General features: G+C 76.7%; 7 protein-coding genes and 1 pseudogene. All 8 read left to right on the top strand.

Going from position 1 to position 18,698, the window contains the following annotated elements; all coding sequences use genetic code 11:
* A pseudogene (locus tag KBX37_RS28215) lies at positions 1-458 on the top strand (amino acid adenylation protein); the annotation flags it as partial.
* Positions 455-3,673 (top strand): thioesterase domain-containing protein, encoded by a 3,219-nt coding sequence (locus tag KBX37_RS28220; RefSeq protein ID WP_210778934.1) that lies wholly within the window; start codon positions 455-457, stop codon positions 3,671-3,673. The pseudogene KBX37_RS28215 and the gene KBX37_RS28220, both read left to right, overlap by 4 nt.
* A complete protein-coding gene (locus tag KBX37_RS28225) occupies positions 3,670-5,973 on the top strand; it encodes a lantibiotic dehydratase (protein ID WP_210778935.1) in 2,304 nt (767 codons plus the stop codon). The genes KBX37_RS28220 and KBX37_RS28225 overlap by 4 nt, the downstream gene beginning before the upstream one ends.
* Positions 5,970-9,497, top strand: a complete 3,528-nt coding sequence (locus KBX37_RS28230) for a non-ribosomal peptide synthetase (protein ID WP_210778936.1) — start codon at positions 5,970-5,972, stop codon at positions 9,495-9,497. The genes KBX37_RS28225 and KBX37_RS28230 overlap by 4 nt, the downstream gene beginning before the upstream one ends.
* Positions 9,498-9,508: 11 nt before the next feature.
* The gene (locus tag KBX37_RS28235) at positions 9,509-14,983 is read left to right on the top strand and encodes a type I polyketide synthase (RefSeq protein WP_247659166.1); all 5,475 of its coding nucleotides are present in this window, start codon (positions 9,509-9,511) and stop codon (positions 14,981-14,983) included.
* A 27-nt stretch (positions 14,984-15,010) separates the two neighbouring features.
* Positions 15,011-15,964: a TauD/TfdA family dioxygenase gene (locus KBX37_RS28240; RefSeq protein WP_210778937.1), complete on the top strand. Its 954-nt coding sequence runs from the start codon at positions 15,011-15,013 to the stop codon at positions 15,962-15,964.
* Positions 15,964-16,152 (top strand): MbtH family NRPS accessory protein, encoded by a 189-nt coding sequence (locus tag KBX37_RS28245; RefSeq protein ID WP_210778938.1) that lies wholly within the window; start codon positions 15,964-15,966, stop codon positions 16,150-16,152. The genes KBX37_RS28240 and KBX37_RS28245 overlap by 1 nt, the downstream gene beginning before the upstream one ends.
* The coding region (locus tag KBX37_RS28250; protein ID WP_210778939.1) for an amino acid adenylation domain-containing protein at positions 16,149-18,698 on the top strand (2,550 nt) is incomplete at its 3' end. The genes KBX37_RS28245 and KBX37_RS28250, both read left to right, overlap by 4 nt.

The raw sequence follows: 18,698 nt of genomic DNA on the forward strand, positions 1-18,698 counted from the left end.
CCAACGCGCACGGGGTGGTCGAGCAGCCCCCGCCGGTCGAGCCGGTCGAGGCGCCCGAGGGTGCCGCGCACCGGCTGCCGGTCGCGGCGCGCACCCCCGGGGCGGTGCGCGCCGCGCGCACCCGGCTGCGGGCCCACCTGGCCGGCGCGACGCCGGCGCTGCCCGAGGTGGCCGCCACCCTGGCGCTGGGTCGGCGGGCCTTCGACTGCCGGGCGGCGGTGGTCGCCACCGACCCGGCCGGCGCGATCGCCGCGCTGGACGAGCTGCTGCACGCCGACAGCCGGATCGCCGGCCCGGCCGGCCGGCTGCGGGACCTCGCCGCCGACTGGGTCGCCGGCCGCGACGTCGACTGGGCCGCGCTGCACCCGGACGAGGGCGTCCGCCGCACCGGACTGCCCGGCTACCCGTTCCAGCGCCGGCGGTACTGGATCGACCCTGTTCAGAAAGGCGCGCGGTGAACTGGTTCGTCTCGTCCGGAAGCCGACCCCAGGCGCCGGTGCAACTGTTCTGCCTGCCCTACGCCGGGGCCGGTGCGAGCGCCTTCCGGCGCTGGCCGGAGGGGATCGGCCCGGACGTCGAGGTGCTGGCGGTGCAGCTGCCCGGCCGGGAGAACCGGATCAGCGAGGACCCCCGGTTCACCGTGCCCGACGTCGCCGCCGCCATCGCCGGTCGGGCCGACCGCCCGTACGCGATCTACGGCCACTCGATGGGCGGCCGGGTCGGCTTCGAGGTGGTCCGCGAGCTGCGCCGTACCGGCCGTCCGCTGCCGCTGCGGCTCTACGTGGGTGGCGCGCGGGCGCCGCACGTCACCGCCCCGAGCCTCTTCGACGGGCTGTCCCGGGTGGACGACGACGAGCTGCTGCGCCGCCTCGGCGCCGGCGGCGGGCTCCCCGCCGAGCTGCTGGAACACCCCGAGCTGGTGCAACTGCTCCTGCCGCTGCTGCGCGCCGACTTCGGCCGGGTGGACAGCTACCGGTACGTCCCCGGCGAGCCGCTGCCGGTGCCGCTCGTCGCGTTCAGCGGCCGGCACGACCGGGCGGTCAGCCGGGAGCAGAGCGCCGCCTGGGCCGGGCACACCGCCGCCGGGTTCACCCTGCACGAGATCGACGGCGGGCACTTCTTCCTCACCGACCGGCTGTCCGAGCTGCTCGCCGCGATTCGCGCCGACCTGGCCGGGGCCGTCGCCGCGCCGCCCGCCGCCGCTTCGCCCGCCGCCGCTTCGCCCGCCGCCGCTTCGCCCGCCGCCGCTTCGGCCGCCGCCCGGTCCGGAGCTCCCGCGTCGAGCCCTGCCGCGTCCGGCCCTGCCGCGTCGAGGCCTGCCGCGTCCGGCGCTGCCGGTGCGGAGGGTGCCGGGTCGACCGGGGCGCACCAGGTGCCGCTGGGGGAGACCGGCTGGTCGGTGTGGCGGGACGCGGTGCTGCGCACCACCGGCTTCCCCGCCGACGGGCTGACCCTGTTCGCCGCGCCGTCGGCCGCCGCGGCCGCCGACGAGCTGATCGCCACCGGCGCCGGCGCGGAACGCTTCGACAAGGAGTTCGCGGAGGCCACCGCGGCCGCCGCCCGGCGGCTCGCCGAACTGGCCGCCGACCCGCTGCTGCGCGAGGCGGTCACCTGGCAGAACCGCGGCGCCCTGGTCATCCTCGACGCGCTGGTCGCCGGCGGCCCGGAGCCGCGACGCAACAACAAACACCGGGACCGGGAACGCGCCCTGCTGAAGTACTGGCAGCGCTACTGCGGCAAGAACGAGACCGTGGGCTTCTTCGGCCCCGGCTGCTGGGTCACCCTGGACCCGACGCGAGCCGAGGTGGCCGACGTCCGTCCCGGGCCCGGCCTGACCCGACGCCGCTGGGTGCCGTTCGAGTCCTGGGCGCTGGCCGCGTACGCCGACCGGCTCGCCGGTGACCTGGCCGTCCGGCGGTGGTGGCCGCCACTGCTCGCCGCGCACCTGAGCCTGCGCGGCCGGACCGTGCTGCGCCCCGGCCGCCCACCGGTGACCCTCACCCCGGTGGAGGCGGCCCTGCTCTCCGCCGCCGACGGCCGCCCCGCCCACCAGTTGGTCGGCGACCCGGCCGCCGGGCTGCGCCGTCCCGAGGACGGCTACGCGCTGCTCGACCGGCTGGTCGAGCGGGAGCTGATCAGCTGGGACGCCGCCCTGCCGGTCAGCCCGGACGCCGAACGGGTGCTGGCCGAACGGATCGACGCGATCGGCGACGAGGCCGTGCGGGCCGGCGCCCGGGCCGGGCTGGACCGGCTCGTCGCCGTCCGGGACGCCGTCGCCGCGGCCGCCGGTGAGCCGGTGCGGCTGCGGGCCGCCCTGGACGCGCTCGACGCCACCTTCACCGAGCTGACCGGGCAGGCCGCGCGGCGCCGCGACGGACAGATGTACGCCGGCCGGACCCTCTGCTACGAGGACACCAGCCGGGACCTCGACGTGACCTTCGGGCGGCCGCTGCTGGACGGGATCGCCGCCCCGCTCGACGTGCTGCTGCGCGCCGCCCGCTGGTTGGTCGGCGCGCTGGAGCAGGCGTACGCGGCGGTCTTCCGCGAGCTCTACGACGACCTGCGCGGCGGGGCGGGCGACGCACCGGTGTCCCTGGCCGACCTGTGGTTCCTGGCCCAGGGGCTGTTCTGGGGCGAGGGGGAGCGGCCGGTGGACCGGGTCGCCGCCGACTTCGCCGCCCGCTGGGCCGGGCTGTTCGGGCTGGACGCCCTGCCCGGCGGCACCACCGAGGTGACCGTCGCGGTCGCCGACCTGGTCGACCGGGTCGACGCCGCCTTCCCGCCGCCCGGCCCCTCGGACTGGCCGCTGGCCCGGCTGCACAGCCCCGACCTGCAGATCTGCGCCACCGACAGCGCCGCGCTGGCCCGTGGCGACTACACCGTGGTGCTCGGCGAGCTGCACGCCGCCTGGGCGTCCTTCGACACCGCGCCGCTGGTCACCGGCCATCCGGACGCCGAGCGGCTGCGCGCGGCGCTGGCCGCCGACGTCGGCGGGCGGCGGCTGCGACTGCTCTACCCGGCCGACTGGCCCCGCCGGACCAGCCGGGTCGCCGAGGCCCTCGCCGCGCCGACCGACCGGCAGGTGGCGTTCGGCGCGGCCCCCGGCGCCGACCGGGCGCGGGTGCTGCCCACGGTGGACCTCACCGTCACCGCCGACGGCGACCGGCTGGTGGCCACCGGCCCCGACGGGCAGGGCTGGTCGCTGACCGAGGTCTTCGCCGAGCTGCTCAGCGCGCACGCGGTGGACGGGTTCAAGCTGGTCGCCGCGGCCCCGTACACGCCCCGGATCACCCTGGACCGGCTGGTGGTGGCCCGCCGCACCTGGCGCACCACCGCAGGAGCGAGCGGACTGGGACCGGCCACCGGGGAACGCGACCGGTTCCTCGCCGTCCGCCGCTGGCGCGCCCGGCTCGGCCTGCCCGAACAGGTCTACGTCAAGCTCGGCAGCGAGACCAAGCCCTGCTTCGTGGACCTGACCAGCCCCGGGTACGCCAACATGCTCTGCGCGATGGTCCGCTCGGCGGCCATGACGCATTCCGACGGCGTACCGCTGGTGGTGGGCGAGATGCTGCCCGGCCCCGACGACGCCTGGGTGCCCGACGCCACCGGCCGCCGGTACCTCAGCGAGCTGCGACTGCACATCGTCGACACCACCGGGGAGCCACACCGATGAGCCACCGCATCCCCCTGGGCGACACCGGCTGGTCGGTCTGGCGCGACCTGGTGCTGCGTACCGCCGGCTTCCCGGCCGCCGGCCTGGACCGCTTCGCGGCGCCCGACGCGGCCGCCGCCGCCGACGCGCTGCTCGCCGGGGAGGTCGCCCCGGAGGTCGTCGACAAGGCGCTGCGCGAGGCGTTCGACGACTCCTCGACGGTGGCCGGCGAGCTGGCCGCCGACCCGCTGCTGCGCGAGGCGGTCACCTGGCAGAACCCGGACATGCTGATCGCGCTGGACGGGCTGCTGCGCACCGACCCGGCGGTCCGCAACGTGCGCCGCCGCAAGCGTGAGCTGAGCCTGCTGCGCTACTGGCAGCGCTACTGCGGCAAGGCCGAGACGATCGGCTTCTTCGGCCCGGTCTGCTGGGGCACCTTCGACCCGGACGACCCGCGTACCCGACTGGCGCCCGGACCCGGGCTGGTCACCCGCCGGCACGTCGGGTTCGAGGCCTGGGCGCTGATCGCGTACGCCGACCGGCTCGCCGACGACCTGGCGGTACGCCGCTGGTGGGCCCCGGCGCTGCAACCGCACCTGACCGTCCACGGCCGGCAGCTGCGCTGGCCGCTGCACCCGCCGATCGCGCTGTCGGCGGTGGAGGCCCGGCTGCTGGCGTCCTGCGACGGGCGCACCGCCGCCGTCGAGCTGGCCGAGCGGGCCCGCGCCGACGGCGACGTCCGCACCGTCGACGACGCGTTCCTGCTGCTGGACCGGTTCGTCGAACGCGGCCAGCTGACCTGGGACGCGAACCTGCCGAACAGCCCGGACGCGGAACGGGTGCTGGGCGAGCGGATCGCGGCGATCGGCGAGGAGGCCGTGCGGGCGGCGGTGGCCGCCGACTTCGACCGGCTCCGCGCCGCCCGGGACGCGGTGGCGACTGCCGCCGGGGACCCGGACCGGCTGGCCGCCGCGCTGGCCGCGCTCAACACCCGGTTCACCGCGGTCACCGGCCGCCCCGCCACCCGGCAGAGCGGCCAGATGTACGCCGGGCGCACCGTCTGCTACGAGGAGACCGCCCGCGACCTGGACGTCACCGTCGGCGCCACGGTGCTGGCCGCGCTGGCCGCCCCGCTCGCCGTCATCCTCCAGGCGGCCCGCTGGCTCACCGCCGAGATCGGTGCCGGCTGCGAGGAGATCCTCGCCGACCTGCACGACGAGCTCGCCGCCGACGGTCCGGTCCGGCTGGCCGACATCTGGTCGCTGGCCCAGGGGATGCTGATCGCCCCGGACGGCCCCGTCGCCCGCGCCGGGGCGGGCTTCACCGACCGGTGGGCTCAGCTGTTCGGGCTGCGGCACCTGCCGGCCGGCACCGTCGAGCTGCGGCTGCGCGCCGAGGACCTGGCCGGCCCGGTCCGCGCCCTCTTCGCCGCCGAGCGGCCCGGCTGGCCGTCCGCCCGGATCCACAACCCCGACCTGCAGGTCAGCGCCGTCTCCGCCGAGGCGATCGACCGGGGCGAGTTCCTGCTCGTCCTCGGCGAGCTGCACCCGGCCACCGTCGCCTACGACAGCGCGGTGCTCAGCCCGTTCCACCCCGACCCGGCGGCACTGCGGGCCGCGCTCGACGCCGACCTCGGACCGGCCCGGATCCGGGTGCTCTACCCGGAGAGCTGGCCCCGGCTGACCACCCGCACCACGTACGCCCTCACCGGCCCCGCGGACCGTCAGCTCGGCATCGACACCGCGCGCGGCGGCGACGTCGACCGGCTGGTCCCGGCCACCGCCGTCACCGTGGTCCGCGACGGCGACGGGCTGACCGCGGTCTTCCCCGACGGGTCCCGCTGGCCGGTGATGGAGATCTTCGCCAACCTGCTCGGCTCGCTGCTGGTGGACACCTTCAAGCTGCTGGACCCGGCCCCGCACACGCCCAGGATCACCATCGACCGGCTGGTGGTGGCCCGGCGCACCTGGCGGACCACGGTGGCCGGCAGCGGGCTGGCCGGGCACGGCGACGAGACCGCCCGCTACCTCGCGGCGCGCCGCTTCCGGGCGGCCCTCGACCTGCCCGAGCGGGTGTTCGTCAAGGTCGGCACCGAGGTCAAGCCCTGCTACGTCGACCTGACCGGCCCGCTGTACGCCCAGTCGCTGTGCGCCATGGCCGACGCCGCCGCGAAGACCGGCCCGGACGTGGCGGTGGTGGTCACCGAGCTGCTGCCCACGCCGGCGGACGCCTGGGTGCCCGACGCGGCCGGGCGCGGACACGTCAGCGAGCTGCGCCTGCAGATCACCGATCCAGCCACCTACCGGGGAGAGCACGGGTGACCGACATCGTGTCCATCAGCGCCGTCGCCGGGCCGCAGCTGCCCTGGCCGGACGGGACGCTGGCCGACCTGATCGCCGCCCGGGCCGCGCGCTGCCCCGACGCGGTCGCGCTCCGCCAGTGGGACGACCGGCTCACCTACCGGGAACTGGTCGGCGGGGCGGCCGGGGTGGCCGCCGCGCTGCGGGCCCGCGGCGTGGGCCGGCAGAGCCGGGTCGGGGTGTGCGGCCGGCGCCGGCCCCGGCTGGTCGTGGACGTGCTCGGGGTGCTCCTCGCCGGCGGCTGCTACGTGCCGCTGGAGCCGGACGGCCCCCGCGAGCGGCAACGCGAGATCGTCGCCGACGCCGGGGTGTCGCTGCTGGTGGGTGACGCGGCGGCCGAGCTGGCCGACCTGCCGGGCGTCGAGGTGGTCGAGTCGGACGGCCCGGCCCCGCTGGCGCCCTGCCCGGCCCGGCCCGGCGACCCGGCGTACGTGCTGTTCACCTCCGGCTCCACCGGCCGCCCCAAGGGGGTGCTGACCACCCACCGCAACGTGGTCGAGTTCGTCACCGGGTGCGCCACGATCAGCGGCGCCGACGCCGGGGTGCGCAGCCTCGGCATCGCCTCGCTCGGCTTCGACGCGGCCACCATGGACCTCTTCCTGCCGCTGCTGCTCGGCGGCGCGGTGCAACTGCTCGGCGCCGACGACCGGGCCGACCCGGCCCGGCTCGCCCGGTTCATCGCCGCGCACGAGGTGAACTGGGGCTTCATCACCCCGACCGTGCTGTCCATGCTGGACCCGGCCGACGTGCCGGGCTGGCGTACCATGCTCTGCGGCGGCGAAGCCGTCCCCGCCGAGCTGGCCGCCCGCTGGGCGCCGGGGCGGCGTTTCCTCAACGGCTACGGCCCCACCGAGACCACCGTGCTCGCGGTCACCGGCGAGCTGAGCGGCGACGAGACCGACCCGGTGCCGATCGGCTCGCCACTGCCCAACCACCGGGCGTACGTCGTCGACGCCGAACTGCGGGCGGTGCCGCCGGGGGAGACCGGCGAGCTGCTGATCGGTGGCCCCGGACTGGCCGACGGCTACCTCGACCGGCCGGGGCTGACCGCCGACCGGTTCGTCCCCGACCCGTTCTCGGGGCTGCCCGGCGAGCGGCTGTACCGCACCGGCGACCTGGTCCGCCAGGCGGCCGACGGGCGGATCGTCTACCTCGGACGCACCGACCGGCAGGTGAAGATCCGGGGCCAGCGCATCGAGCTGGGCGAGGTCGAGGCGGTGCTGGCCGGCGCCCCCGGCGTCGACCGGGTCGCCGTCGAGGCGGTGCCCGGGCCGGCCGGTACCGAGCTGGTCGCGGTCCTCACCCCGGCCGGGGCGCCCGGCGACGAGACGATCCGGGCGTACGCCCGGGCGCGGCTGACCGCGGCGATGCTGCCCGCCCGGCTGCTGCGCCGCGACGAGCTGCCGGTCAGCCCGGTCACCGGCAAGCAGGACCCGCCGGCGTTGCGCGCCCTGGCCACGCCCGCGCTGACCGCCGGAGCCACCGCCGGAGCCACCGCCGCCGAGCTGGCCGGTGCGGCCGACCCGGTGACGGGGACGGTGACCCGGATCTGGACCCGGCTGCTCGGCGCGACCCCCGGCCCGGACACCGACTTCCTCGCCGCCGGCGGCAACTCCATCGCCGCGATGCGTCTGGTCGCCGCGCTCCGCGCCGAGCTGGGCCGGCACGTCGAGATCCGGGACGTGCTCGCCGGACGCACCCTCGGCGGCCTGGTCGCCCGGCTGCGCGCCGCCGCCCCGGCCGACACCGAGCCGCTGACCACCGGCAATTCGCCCACCCTGTCCCCACCGCAGCGCCGGCTCTGGTTCGTCGACCAGCTCGCGCCGTCCAGCGCCCCGTACAACATCGCCGTCGCGCACCGGCTGCGCGGCCCGCTGGACACCGCCGCGCTCGGCGCGGCGCTGCGGGCCGTCGCCGAGCGGCACGACGTGCTGCGCTGGCGGATCCCGCAGGCCGCCGGGGTGCCGTACGCGGTCTGCGAGGAGCCCACCGACGTGGCCGTGCCGGTGGTCGACCTGACCGGCGGCGCCGACCCCGAGGCGGAGCTGGCCGGGATGCTCGCCGCCGGTGCCGCGCACGCCTTCGACCTGGCCACCGGGCCGCCCTGGCAGGTGACCGTCTACCGGCTCGGCGCCGACGCGCACGTGCTGGCGATGACGATGCACCACGCGGTCTTCGACGGCTGGTCCGAGGCGGTCCTCTACGACGATCTCGCCGCCGCGTACGCCGAGGCCGTCACCGGGGCCACCCCGACGTTGCCGCCGCCGGCCGCCACGTACGCCGACTACGCGGTCTGGCGGGCCGGGCGCGACGCCCGCCGGGGCGCGGCGGACCTCACCTGGTGGGCCGAGCACCTGCGCGGCGTGCCCACCGTGCTGGAGCTGCCCCGCGACCGGCCCCGCCCGGCGGTGCAGACCTACGCCGGCGCCGAGGCCGCGGTGCGCCTCCCGGAGCCCGCCGACCGCGCGGTCCGTGCCCTGGCCGCACGGCGCGGCACCACGGTCGCCGCGGTGCTCCTCGCCGGCTTCGGCGAGCTGCTGCGCCGGCTCACCGGCGGCGACGACCACGTGGTCGGGGCGATCGTCGCCGACCGCCGGCTGGCCGCCTTCGACGACGTGGTGGGCTTCTTCATCGACACCGTCCCGGTGCGGCTGCGCACCGGCGGGGCCACCTTCGCCGAGCTGGTCGACCGGTGCGCCGCCGAGCTGCACGAGGTCACCGCCCACCCGGGCGCGCCGTTGGAACGCCTCGTCGAGGTCCTCGGCGTCGGCCGGGACACCTCCCGCGCCCCGCTGGTGCAGGTGCTGTTCAACGTGCTCAACTTCGCCCCGCCCCGGCTGGCGCTGACCGGGCTGACCGCCGTGCCGGTCCCGGTGCCCAAGCCCGGCTCGCCCTTCGACATCACCGTCTACGTGGTGGAGTCCGACGGCCGCGTCGGCGTCGAGGTGGTCCACAACCCGGACCTGTTCGACGCCGACCGGATCGACGCGCTTTTGGCCGACCTGGCCGAGCTGGTCGGCGCGCTCGCCGCCGACCCGCACGCGCCGGCCGTCGCGGTCGCCGCCGCGCTGCCCCGGCCCACCGTGCGCACGCCCCAGCTCGGCGCGATGACCGTGGCGGCCGCCGAGGCGCCGCGTACCCCGATGCCCGCCGGCCCGGGCGGGTTGACCGACACCGAGGAGTTGATCGCCGGCATCTGGCGGGAGGTGCTCGACACCGACCGGGTCGGGGTCACCGACAACTTCTTCGACATCGGCGGGCACTCCCTCGCCCTGGCCGCGGTGCACGCCCGGCTCACCGCCGCCACCGGCCGCTCGATCACCATGCTCGACCTGTTCCGCCACCCCACCGTCCGGGCGCTCGCCGCCAGCCTCGACGGCGCCGCCGACCGGCCGGAACTCGCCCGCGCCGCGCTGCGGGCCGCCGCCCGCCGCAGCCGCACCCGCCGCAACCCACCCCGCCGCCCCGGCGGCACCGCGCAATGAAGGACACGCAGATGGACAACCCGATGACACCCGACCTCCCGGCCGACGACGGCATCGAGCCGATCGCGATCGTCGGGCTCGCCGCCCGGCTGCCCGGCGCGGCCGACGTCCGCCAGTTCTGGCGCAACCTGGTCGACGGCGTCGAGTCGGTCACCGAGCTGAGCCGGGAGGAGCAGCTGGCGCGGGGCGCCACCGTGGAGGAGGTCGACGACCCGGGGTGGGTCAACCGGGCGCCGCTGGTCGACGGGTACGACGAGTTCGACGCCGGGCTGTTCGGGATGACCGCCCGGGAGGTGGAGATCACCGACCCGCAGCACCGGCTGTTCCTGGAGAGCTGCTACACCGCGTTGCAGGACGCCGGCTACGACCCGGCCCGCTACGACGGCGCGGTCGGCGTGTACGCGGGCACCGGCGGCAACACCTACCTGCACCGGTACGTCCTGCGCAACAAGCGGATCGGCGGCAACCCGCACGGCACGGTCTCCCTCGCCACCGGCAACTCGCCGAACTACGTGGCCACCAACGTGTCGTACCGGCTGGACCTGCGGGGGCCGAGCCTGACCGTGCACACCGCCTGCTCCACCTCGCTGGTCGCGTTCCACCTGGCCTGCGAGGCGCTGCGCAACGGCGAGTGCGACATGGCGCTCGCCGGCGGGGTCAACGTCGAGCTGCCGCACGTCGGCTACCTGGGCATGGAGGGCTTCACCTCACCGGACGGGCGGTGCCGGCCGTTCGACGCCGCCGCCAACGGCACGGTCTGGGGCAGCGGCGTCGGCGTCACCCTGCTCAAGCGCCTCTCCGACGCGATCGCCGACGGCGACGCGATCCGGGCCGTGGTGCTCGGCAACGCCGTCAACAACGACGGCGCGGGCAAGGTCGGCTTCACCGCCCCCAGCATCGACGGGCAGATGGCGGCGATCGCCCAGGCCGTCGGGATGGCCGGGATCGACCCGCGCAGCATCAGCTACGTCGAGGCGCACGGCACCGGCACCGCGATGGGCGACCCGATCGAGGTCGCCGCCCTCTCCGCCGTCTACACCCGGGACACCGACGACCGGGGCTGGTGCGGAATCGGTTCGGTGAAGTCCAACATCGGCCACCTCAGCCAGCCCTCCGGCATCGTCAGTGTGATCAAGGCGGTGCTCGCGATGGAGCACGGCCTGATCCCGCCGAGCATCAACTTCGAGCGGCCGAACCCGGCGATCGACTTCGCCGACACCCCGTTCTACGTGGCGAACACGCTGACCAAGTGGGACACCGACGGCGGGCCGCGCCGGGCCGGGGTCAGCTCCTTCGGCATCGGCGGCACGAACGCCCACGTGGTGCTCGAGGAGGCGCCGGCGGCGTACCGGGCCGACCAGAGGGTCCGCCCGGCGCAGCTGCTGCACGTGTCGGCGAAGACCGCCACCGCCCTGGACACCGCCGTGCTGCGCCTCGCCGAGCACCTGACGGGCGCCACCGACGGCGGGCCGCAGCTCCTCGCCGACGTGGCGCACACCCTGCGGGTGGGCCGGCAGGAGTACCCGCACCGGGTCGCCGTGGTCGCCGCCGACCTGCCGGACGCGGTGACCGCGCTGCGCACCGCGCGCCGCCGCCAGTCCGGCGTCGTCGACGGCCCCGCGCCGCGCGTGGGCCTGCTCTTCTCCGGGCAGGGCTCGCAGTACGCCGGGATGGGCGCGCAGCTCTACGCCGAGGAGCCCGCGTTCGCCGCCACCGTGGCCGAGTGCGCCGAGCTGCTCCGCCCCGAGCTGGGGCTGGACATCCGCGACCTGATCCTCGGCCGGGATCCGGCGGCGGGGGAGAAGCTCACCGAGACCCGCTACACCCAGCCGGCCCTCTTCGTCGTCGAGTACGCCCTCGCCACCCTCTGGCTGCGGGCCGGGGTGCGGCCCGCCGCGATGATCGGTCACTCGATCGGCGAGTACGTCGCCGCCACCGTCGCCGGGGTGCTGAGCCTGCCGGACGCGCTGCGGGTGGTCGCCGCGCGGGGGCGGCTGATGCAGTCCCTGCCGGCCGGCTCGATGCTCGCCGTGGCGCTGGACGAGTCGGTGGTCGCGCAGCGCCTGCCCGAGGGGCTGGCCATCGCCACCGTCAACGGCCCGGGCACCTGCGTGGTGGCCGGCGAGAGCGACAAGGTCGCCGCGTTCGCCGAGACGATCAAGGGCAAGAGCAAGGCGCTGCGCACCTCCCACGCCTTCCACTCGCCGATGATGGAACCGATCCTGGCGGAGTTCACCGCCCTGATGGCGGGGGTGCCGCTGCGCCCGCCGGCGATCCCGTTCCTGTCCAACGTCACCGGCACCTGGATCACCACCGAGCAGGCCACCGACCCGGCGTACTGGGCCGCGCACCTGCGCCGGCCGGTGCGCTTCGGCGACTGTGTGGCCGCGCTGCTCGCCGAGGGCACCTGGGCGTTGCTGGAGTGCGGCCCCGGCCGGCAGCTGGCCAACCTGGCCCGGATGCAGGTCGCCAAGGCCGGCCCGGCCCAGCGGGCGCTGACCCCGCTGGGCAGCCTGCCCGGCCCCGGCGAGCGCACCGGTGACCTGGCCACCCTGCTCACCAGCGCCGGCGCGCTCTGGTGCGCCGGCGTCGAGGTGCGGCTCGACGCCGATCCGGCCGCCCGCCGGGTGCCGCTGCCCACGTACCCGGTCGAACGCCGCCGCTACTGGGTGGACCCGGACCCGGTGGACCAGGCGCCCGCCGCGCCGGCGCAGCGCGGGCCGCGCCCGCTGCCGGAGTGGTTCGCCGTGCCGGTCTGGCGGCAGGCCGCCGCCGAGCCGCGGACCGCGCCGCTGGGTCGCTGCCTGGTCCTGGCCGACGGTCCGCGCGGCGACGCGCTGGTCGCGGCGCTGCGGGCCGCGGGCGCCACGCCCACCGTGGTACGCGCCGGCGAGCGCTTCGCGGCGGTCGACGGCGGGTACCGGCTGCGGCCCGGCGCCCGCGAGGACCACGACGCCCTGGTGGCGGCGCTCGCCGCCGACCCGCCGGATCGGCTGGTGCACGCCTACGCCCTCGACGGCGACCCGGCCGGCACCGACGTCGCCGCCGCCTGGGCCGCCCAGGACCGGGGCTTCTTCAGCGCGCTGCACCTGGTGCAGGCGCTCGCCGGGGCCGGGCTGACCGCCGACGAGCGCACCCGCACCCTCGACCTGGTCACCGCCGGTATCGGGGACGTGACCGGCGCCGACCTCATCCGCCCCGAGCACGCCACCCTGGCCGGACTGGCCCGGGTGCTCCCGGCGGAGCTGCCCGGGCTGGCCGTCCGGCTGCTGGACGCCGACCCGGCCTCGTCCGACGTGGACGCGCTCGTCGCCGAGCTGCGCCGGCCGGTCGACCCGGTCCGCGCGGAGCTGGCGCTGCGCGGTCCACGCCGCTGGGTGACCGGCTACGAGCAGGTCACCGTCGCCGTTGAGGGGGAGCCGGGCGCGCTGCGCGAGGGCGGCCGGTACGTGATCACCGGCGGTCTGGGCGGCATCGGCGTCACCCTGGCCGAGGACTTCGCCCGGCGGGCCCGGGCGAAGCTGGTGCTGCTGGCCCGTTCCGGCCTGCCGCCGCGCGAGCGGTGGGACGAGCACCTGGCCGTGCACGGCGGCGCGGACCGGGCGGGCCGGGCGATCGCGGCGATCCGCCGGATGGAGGCGGCCGGCGCGTCGGTGCTGGTGCTCGCCGCCGACGTCTCCGACCCGGCCGACCTGCGCCGGGTCCGGGCGGCCGCCGAGGCGGAGTTCGGCGGGATCGACGGCATCGTGCACGCCGCCGGCCTGCCCGGCGGCGGCATGGCCGAGGTCAAGGAGCGGGCCGAGGCGGAGCGGGTGCTCGCGCCGAAGCTCGCCGGCACGCTCGCCCTCGCCGAGGTCTTCGGCGACCTGCCGCTGGACTTCGTGGTGCTCTGCTCCTCGATCACCGCTGTCATCGGTGGCTTCGGCCAGGTCGACTACTGCGCGGCGAACAGCTTCCTCGACGCGTACGCCCGGGCCGGCGCGGGCTTCCGGGCGCCGGTGCTGTCGCAGAACTGGGGCGGCTGGGCCGAGGTGGGCATGGCCGTGGAGACGGACGCGCCGGCCGGCTTCCGGGCCGCCGGGCGGGACACGGTCACCCATTCGCTGGACCACCCGGTGCTCACCACGGCGGTGACCGGCCCGGACGGCGTGGTGCTGCACGGCCTGGTCTCCGCCGACACGCACTGGCTGCTGGACGAGCACCGCAGCGGCGGCGTGCCGGTGGTGCCCGGCACCGCCCACCTGGAGTCGGTCCGGGCGGCGGTGGCCGCCGCGCTGCCCGCCCCGAGCGGGGACGCGGCGGTGGAGCTGCGCGACGTGGTCTTCCTGCAGCCGTTCCCGGTGCCCGACGGCACGGTCGCGCAGTACCGGGTCGAGCTGACCCCCGCCGAGGACGGCGTGGACTTCGCGGTACGCAGCCTCGCCGCCGGGCAGCTGCGCACCCACGTACGCGGCGCGGCCGGCTGGACCGACGAGCCGGCCCCGCCGTCGCGGGTGCCGGCGGTGACCGGCCGGCGGGTGGACGACGACGCCGCGTTCGGCCGGGGGCGCACCAGCATGCTGACCTTCGGGCCGCGCTGGGCCGCGCTGGCCGAGCACCACCTGGGCGAGGGGGAGGAGCTGGCCCGGATCACCGCGCCCGCCGCGGCGGGCGGCGACCTGCCCGCGTGGGGGCTGCACCCGGCGCTGCTGGACGTGGCCACCGCGTTCGGCCGGGGCCAGGGCAGCGGCACCTACCTGCCGCTGTCGTACGGGCGGATCGTGGTGCGCGGCGCCCTGCCGGCACAGTTCCTCAGCCACCTGCGGCACCGCGACAGCGCCACCGACGAGGTCGTCGCCGCCGATGTGTCCCTGCGGGACGCCGACGGCCGGGAACTGGTCGCGATCAGCGACTTCGTGCTGCGCCGGGTCGACCAGGGCGCGGTGACCGGCGGGCTGGCCCCGGCGGGCGCACCGGCGCAGGCCTCCGCCCCGGAGCCGGGTGTGCCGACCGAGGACATCCGGCCGGTCGACGGGGCCGAGGCGTTCCGCCGCAGCCTCACCGCCGGGCTCGGCCCGCAGGTGGTGATCGCCACCCGGACCGTCGACGACATCCGCGGCCGCGCCTCCCGGGTCACCACCGGAAGCCTGGAGACCGCCGAGGAGCCGGCCCTCGCCGTACCGGCCGGCGGCGGCGCCGCCTCCGCCGCGCCGCGTACCGAGCTGGAGATCACCATCGCCCAGGTCTGGCGGGACGGGCTGGGGGTGGCCGAGGTGGGCGTGGACGACGACTTCTTCGCCCTCGGCGGCAACTCTCTGGTGGCGGTCCAGCTGATCGCCGCGATGCGCAAGGCGACGGGGGTCCGGCTGCCGATGCGCAGCCTCTTCGAGACCCCGACCGTCGCCGGCCTGGCGGCCCGGATCGAGGAGCTGCGTGCCACCGCCGCGCCCGCCGGCGAGCCCGCCCCGGCCACCATCCCCGCCATCCCGCGGTTGCCCCGCGACTGAGCGTCGAGAAACAGGAGTGACAGAGCAATGAGCGACACGATCGCCACGCTGCCGGTGGTCGTCGAGAACGACGGCACACCACTGACCGAGCTCATCGACCGGCGGCGGACGGAGTTGCGCGCCACGCTCGCCGCCCACGGCGGGCTGCTGTTCCGCGGCTTCGACGTCGGCGGGGTGGACGGCTTCGACCGGGTGGTCCGCGCGTTCTCCGGCGAGCCGCTGACCTACACCGAGCGGTCCTCACCCCGGCACGCCATCAAGGGCCGGGTCTACACCTCGACCGACTACCCGCCGGACGAGGAGATCTTCCTGCACAACGAGAACTCGTACCAGGCGGGCTGGCCGCTGACGCTGTTCTTCTACTGCATCAGCCCGCCGGACACCCTCGGCGCCACCCCGCTCGCCGACGTCCGCCGGGTGTACGCCGAGATCGACCCGGCGGTCCGCGAGGAGTTCGTCCGGCGGCGCTGGATGCTGGTGCGCAACTTCCACGCCGACTTCGGCGCCCGCTGGCAGGACGTGTTCGGCACCGACGACCGGGCCGAGGTCGAGGCGTACGCGGCGGCGAACCGGATCCGGCTGGAGTGGGTCGGCGCGGACGGGCTGCGTACCCGGGCGGTGCGCGACGTGGTGCACCACCGGCCCGGCTCGGACACCCCGCGCTGGTTCAACCACGCCACCTTCTTCCACGTGAGCACCCTCCCCAGGGACTACCAGGAGGGGCTGCTGGACATGTTCGGCGCCGACGGGCTGCCGGCGAACACCTACTACGGCGACGGCGGTGAGATCCCCGCCGACGTGCTGGACCACCTGCGGGCCGCGTACCGGGCCGCCAGCGTCCGCTTCGACTACCGGCGCGACGACGTGCTGGTGGTCGACAACATGACCGCCGCGCACGGCCGGGAGCCCTTCACCGGGGCCCGCCGGATCGCCGTGGCGATGGCCGAACCGCACACCCCCGAGAGCGCTGGAGAGCACTGATGGCCGACTCCCGATTCCTGGTCGTCCGCAACGACGAGGAGCAGTACTCGATCTGGCCGGCCGACCGGGAGCTGCCCGCCGGGTGGCACGACGCCGGCTTCGCCGGCACCCGCGAGGAGTGCCTGTCCCACGTCGACGCCGTCTGGACCGACATGCGTCCCCGCTCCGTACGGGAGGTGCCGTCATGACGCGGGAGTGGACCTTCCCGGCCTCCTTCGCCCAGGAACGGGTGTGGATGGCCAACCAGTTGGACACCGCCTCGCCGGTCTACAACGTCTCCACCCCGTGGCGCTTCCCGGCCGGCATCGACGCCGACACCGCCGGCGAGGTCGTCGGCCGGGTCGTCGCCCGGCACGAGGCGCTCCGCACCCACCTGCGGATGGACGACGGCGCCCTGGTGCAGGTGGTGCGCGAGCACGAGCCGGTCCGGCTGCCCGCCGACGACCTGCGCGACCTGCCCGAGGCCGAGCGGGCCGCCCGGTACGCCGCCCTGCGTACCGAGCTGGCCCGCACCCCGATCCCGCTGGACGCCCCGCCGCTGTGGCGGGCCCGGCTGGTCCGCCTCGACGACGCCTGGACGCTGCTGTTCGTGGTGCACCACGCCGTCTTCGACAGCCACTCGGCGGTGCTGCTGGTGACCGAACTGGCCGCGTTCAGCGAGGCCGCGCTGACCGGCGCGCCCGTCGCCGTGCCCGAGCTGCCCATCCAGTACGCCGACTTCGCGGTCTGGCAGCGCGACCAGCTCACCGGCGCGGAGCTGGACCGCCAGCTCGCCTTCTGGGCCGGCCAGCTCGCCGGGGCGCCGCCGGTCACCGGCCTGCCGCTGGACCGCCCCCGCCCGGCCCAGCTCGGCTTCGCCGGCGACGAGGTGCGCTTCGCCCTGCCCGACGGGCTGCTCGACCGGGTCGGCCGGCTCGCCGCCGGGTCGGCGGCCACCCCGTACATGGTGCTGCTGGCCGGGTTCGCCGCCCTGCTGTCGCGGATCTCCGGCGACACCGACGTGGTGGTCGGCGTCTCCACCGCCGGCCGGGACACCGCCGAGCTGACCCCGCTGATCGGCATGTTCGTCAACCCGGTGGCGCTGCGCTGCGACATCGGCGGCGATCCCAGCTTCACCGAGCTGCTCGGCCGGGTCCGCGCCGGCCTGGTGGACGCGATGGAGCACGGCCAGACCCCGTTCCAGCGGATCGTCGAGGCGGTCGCCCCGCAGCGCGACCCGGCCGTGCAGCCGATCTTCCAGACCGCGCTGAACTTCATCCCCGACTCCGGGCTGGACCCGGTGGAGCTGGGCACCACCAAGGACGACCTCGCCTTCGACGTCACCACCGGCGAGAGTCGCCTGGTCTACCGCACCGACCTGTTCGACCGGGGCACCGCCGAGGCGGTGGTCGCGCGGTACGTGCGGCTGCTCACCGCCGCCGTCCACGACCCGGGGCAGCGGGTCTCCGCGCTGCCGCTGCTCGACGACGCCGAGCGGGACCTCGTCCTGCGGGCCTGGAACGGCGAGGACGCCGCCCCGGCGTTCCGTTCGGTCATCGAGCGGGTGCAGCGGCAGGCCGCCGCCACCCCGGACGCGGTCGCCCTGATCTGCGAGGCCGTCTCGCTCACCTACGCCGAGCTGAACGCCGCCGCCAACCGGCTCGCCCGGGTGCTGGTGGCCCGGGGCGCCGCCCCGGAGACCCGGGTGGCGCTCGCCCTGCCCCGCTCGCCCGAGCTGCTGGTCGCCGTCCTCGCCGTGCTCAAGTCCGGCGCCGCGTACGTCCCGGTGGACACCGGCTACCCGGCCGGCCGGATCGCGTACCTGCTCGCCGACGCGGAGCCGACGCTGGTGCTGGCCCTGCCGGAGACCGCCGCGCTGGTGCCCGCCGGGGCGGTGGTGCTCGACGGTGAGGTCGGCGCAGAACAGGCCGACGGCGACCTGACCGACGCCGACCGGGCCGCCCCGCTGCGCCCCGAGCACCCGGCGTACGTGCTCTACACCTCCGGCTCCACCGGCCGCCCGAAGGGGGTGGTGGTGGAGCACCGGGCGGTGGCCGCGTACCTGGCCTGGGCCCGGGACGCCTACCCGGGGCTGGCCGGCACCGCGCTGCTGCCCTCGCCGGTCTCGTTCGACCTCACCGTGACCGGCCTGCTCGGGCCGCTCACCGCCGGCGGCACCGTCCGGCTGGCCGGGATCGACTCGCCGCACGCCCGGGCCGGTGGCCGGCCGAGCTTCCTCAAGGTGACCCCGAGCCACCTGCCGCTGCTCGACGCCGCGCTGTCGCCGACCACCGACCTGGTGATCGGCGGCGAGGCGCTCACCGGCGAGCAGTTGGTGGGCTGGCGGGCCGCGCACCCGGACGTGGCGGTCGTCAACGAGTACGGCCCGACCGAGGCGACCGTCGGCTGCGTCGCCGCCCGCGTCGCGCCCGGCCGGCCGCTGCGTGCCGGACCGGTGCCGATCGGTCGGCCCACCGCCGGGGCGCGGGTCTACCTGCTCGACGCCGCGCTCCAGCCGGTGCCACCCGGCGTGGTCGGCGAGCTGTACGTCGCCGGGGACCAGGTGGCCCGGGGCTACCTGCGCCGGCCCGGCAGCACCGCCGAGCGCTTCCTGCCCTGCCCGTACGGCCCGCCCGGCCGGCGGATGTACCGCACCGGCGACCTGGCCCGCTGGCGCACCGACGGCACCCTGGACTACCTGGGCCGCCGCGACGACCAGGTCAAGGTGGGCGGCAGGCGGAGCGAGCTGGGCGAG

The organism is Micromonospora sp. U56, assembly GCF_018070095.1.
Classification (GTDB): domain Bacteria; phylum Actinomycetota; class Actinomycetes; order Mycobacteriales; family Micromonosporaceae; genus Micromonospora; species Micromonospora purpureochromogenes.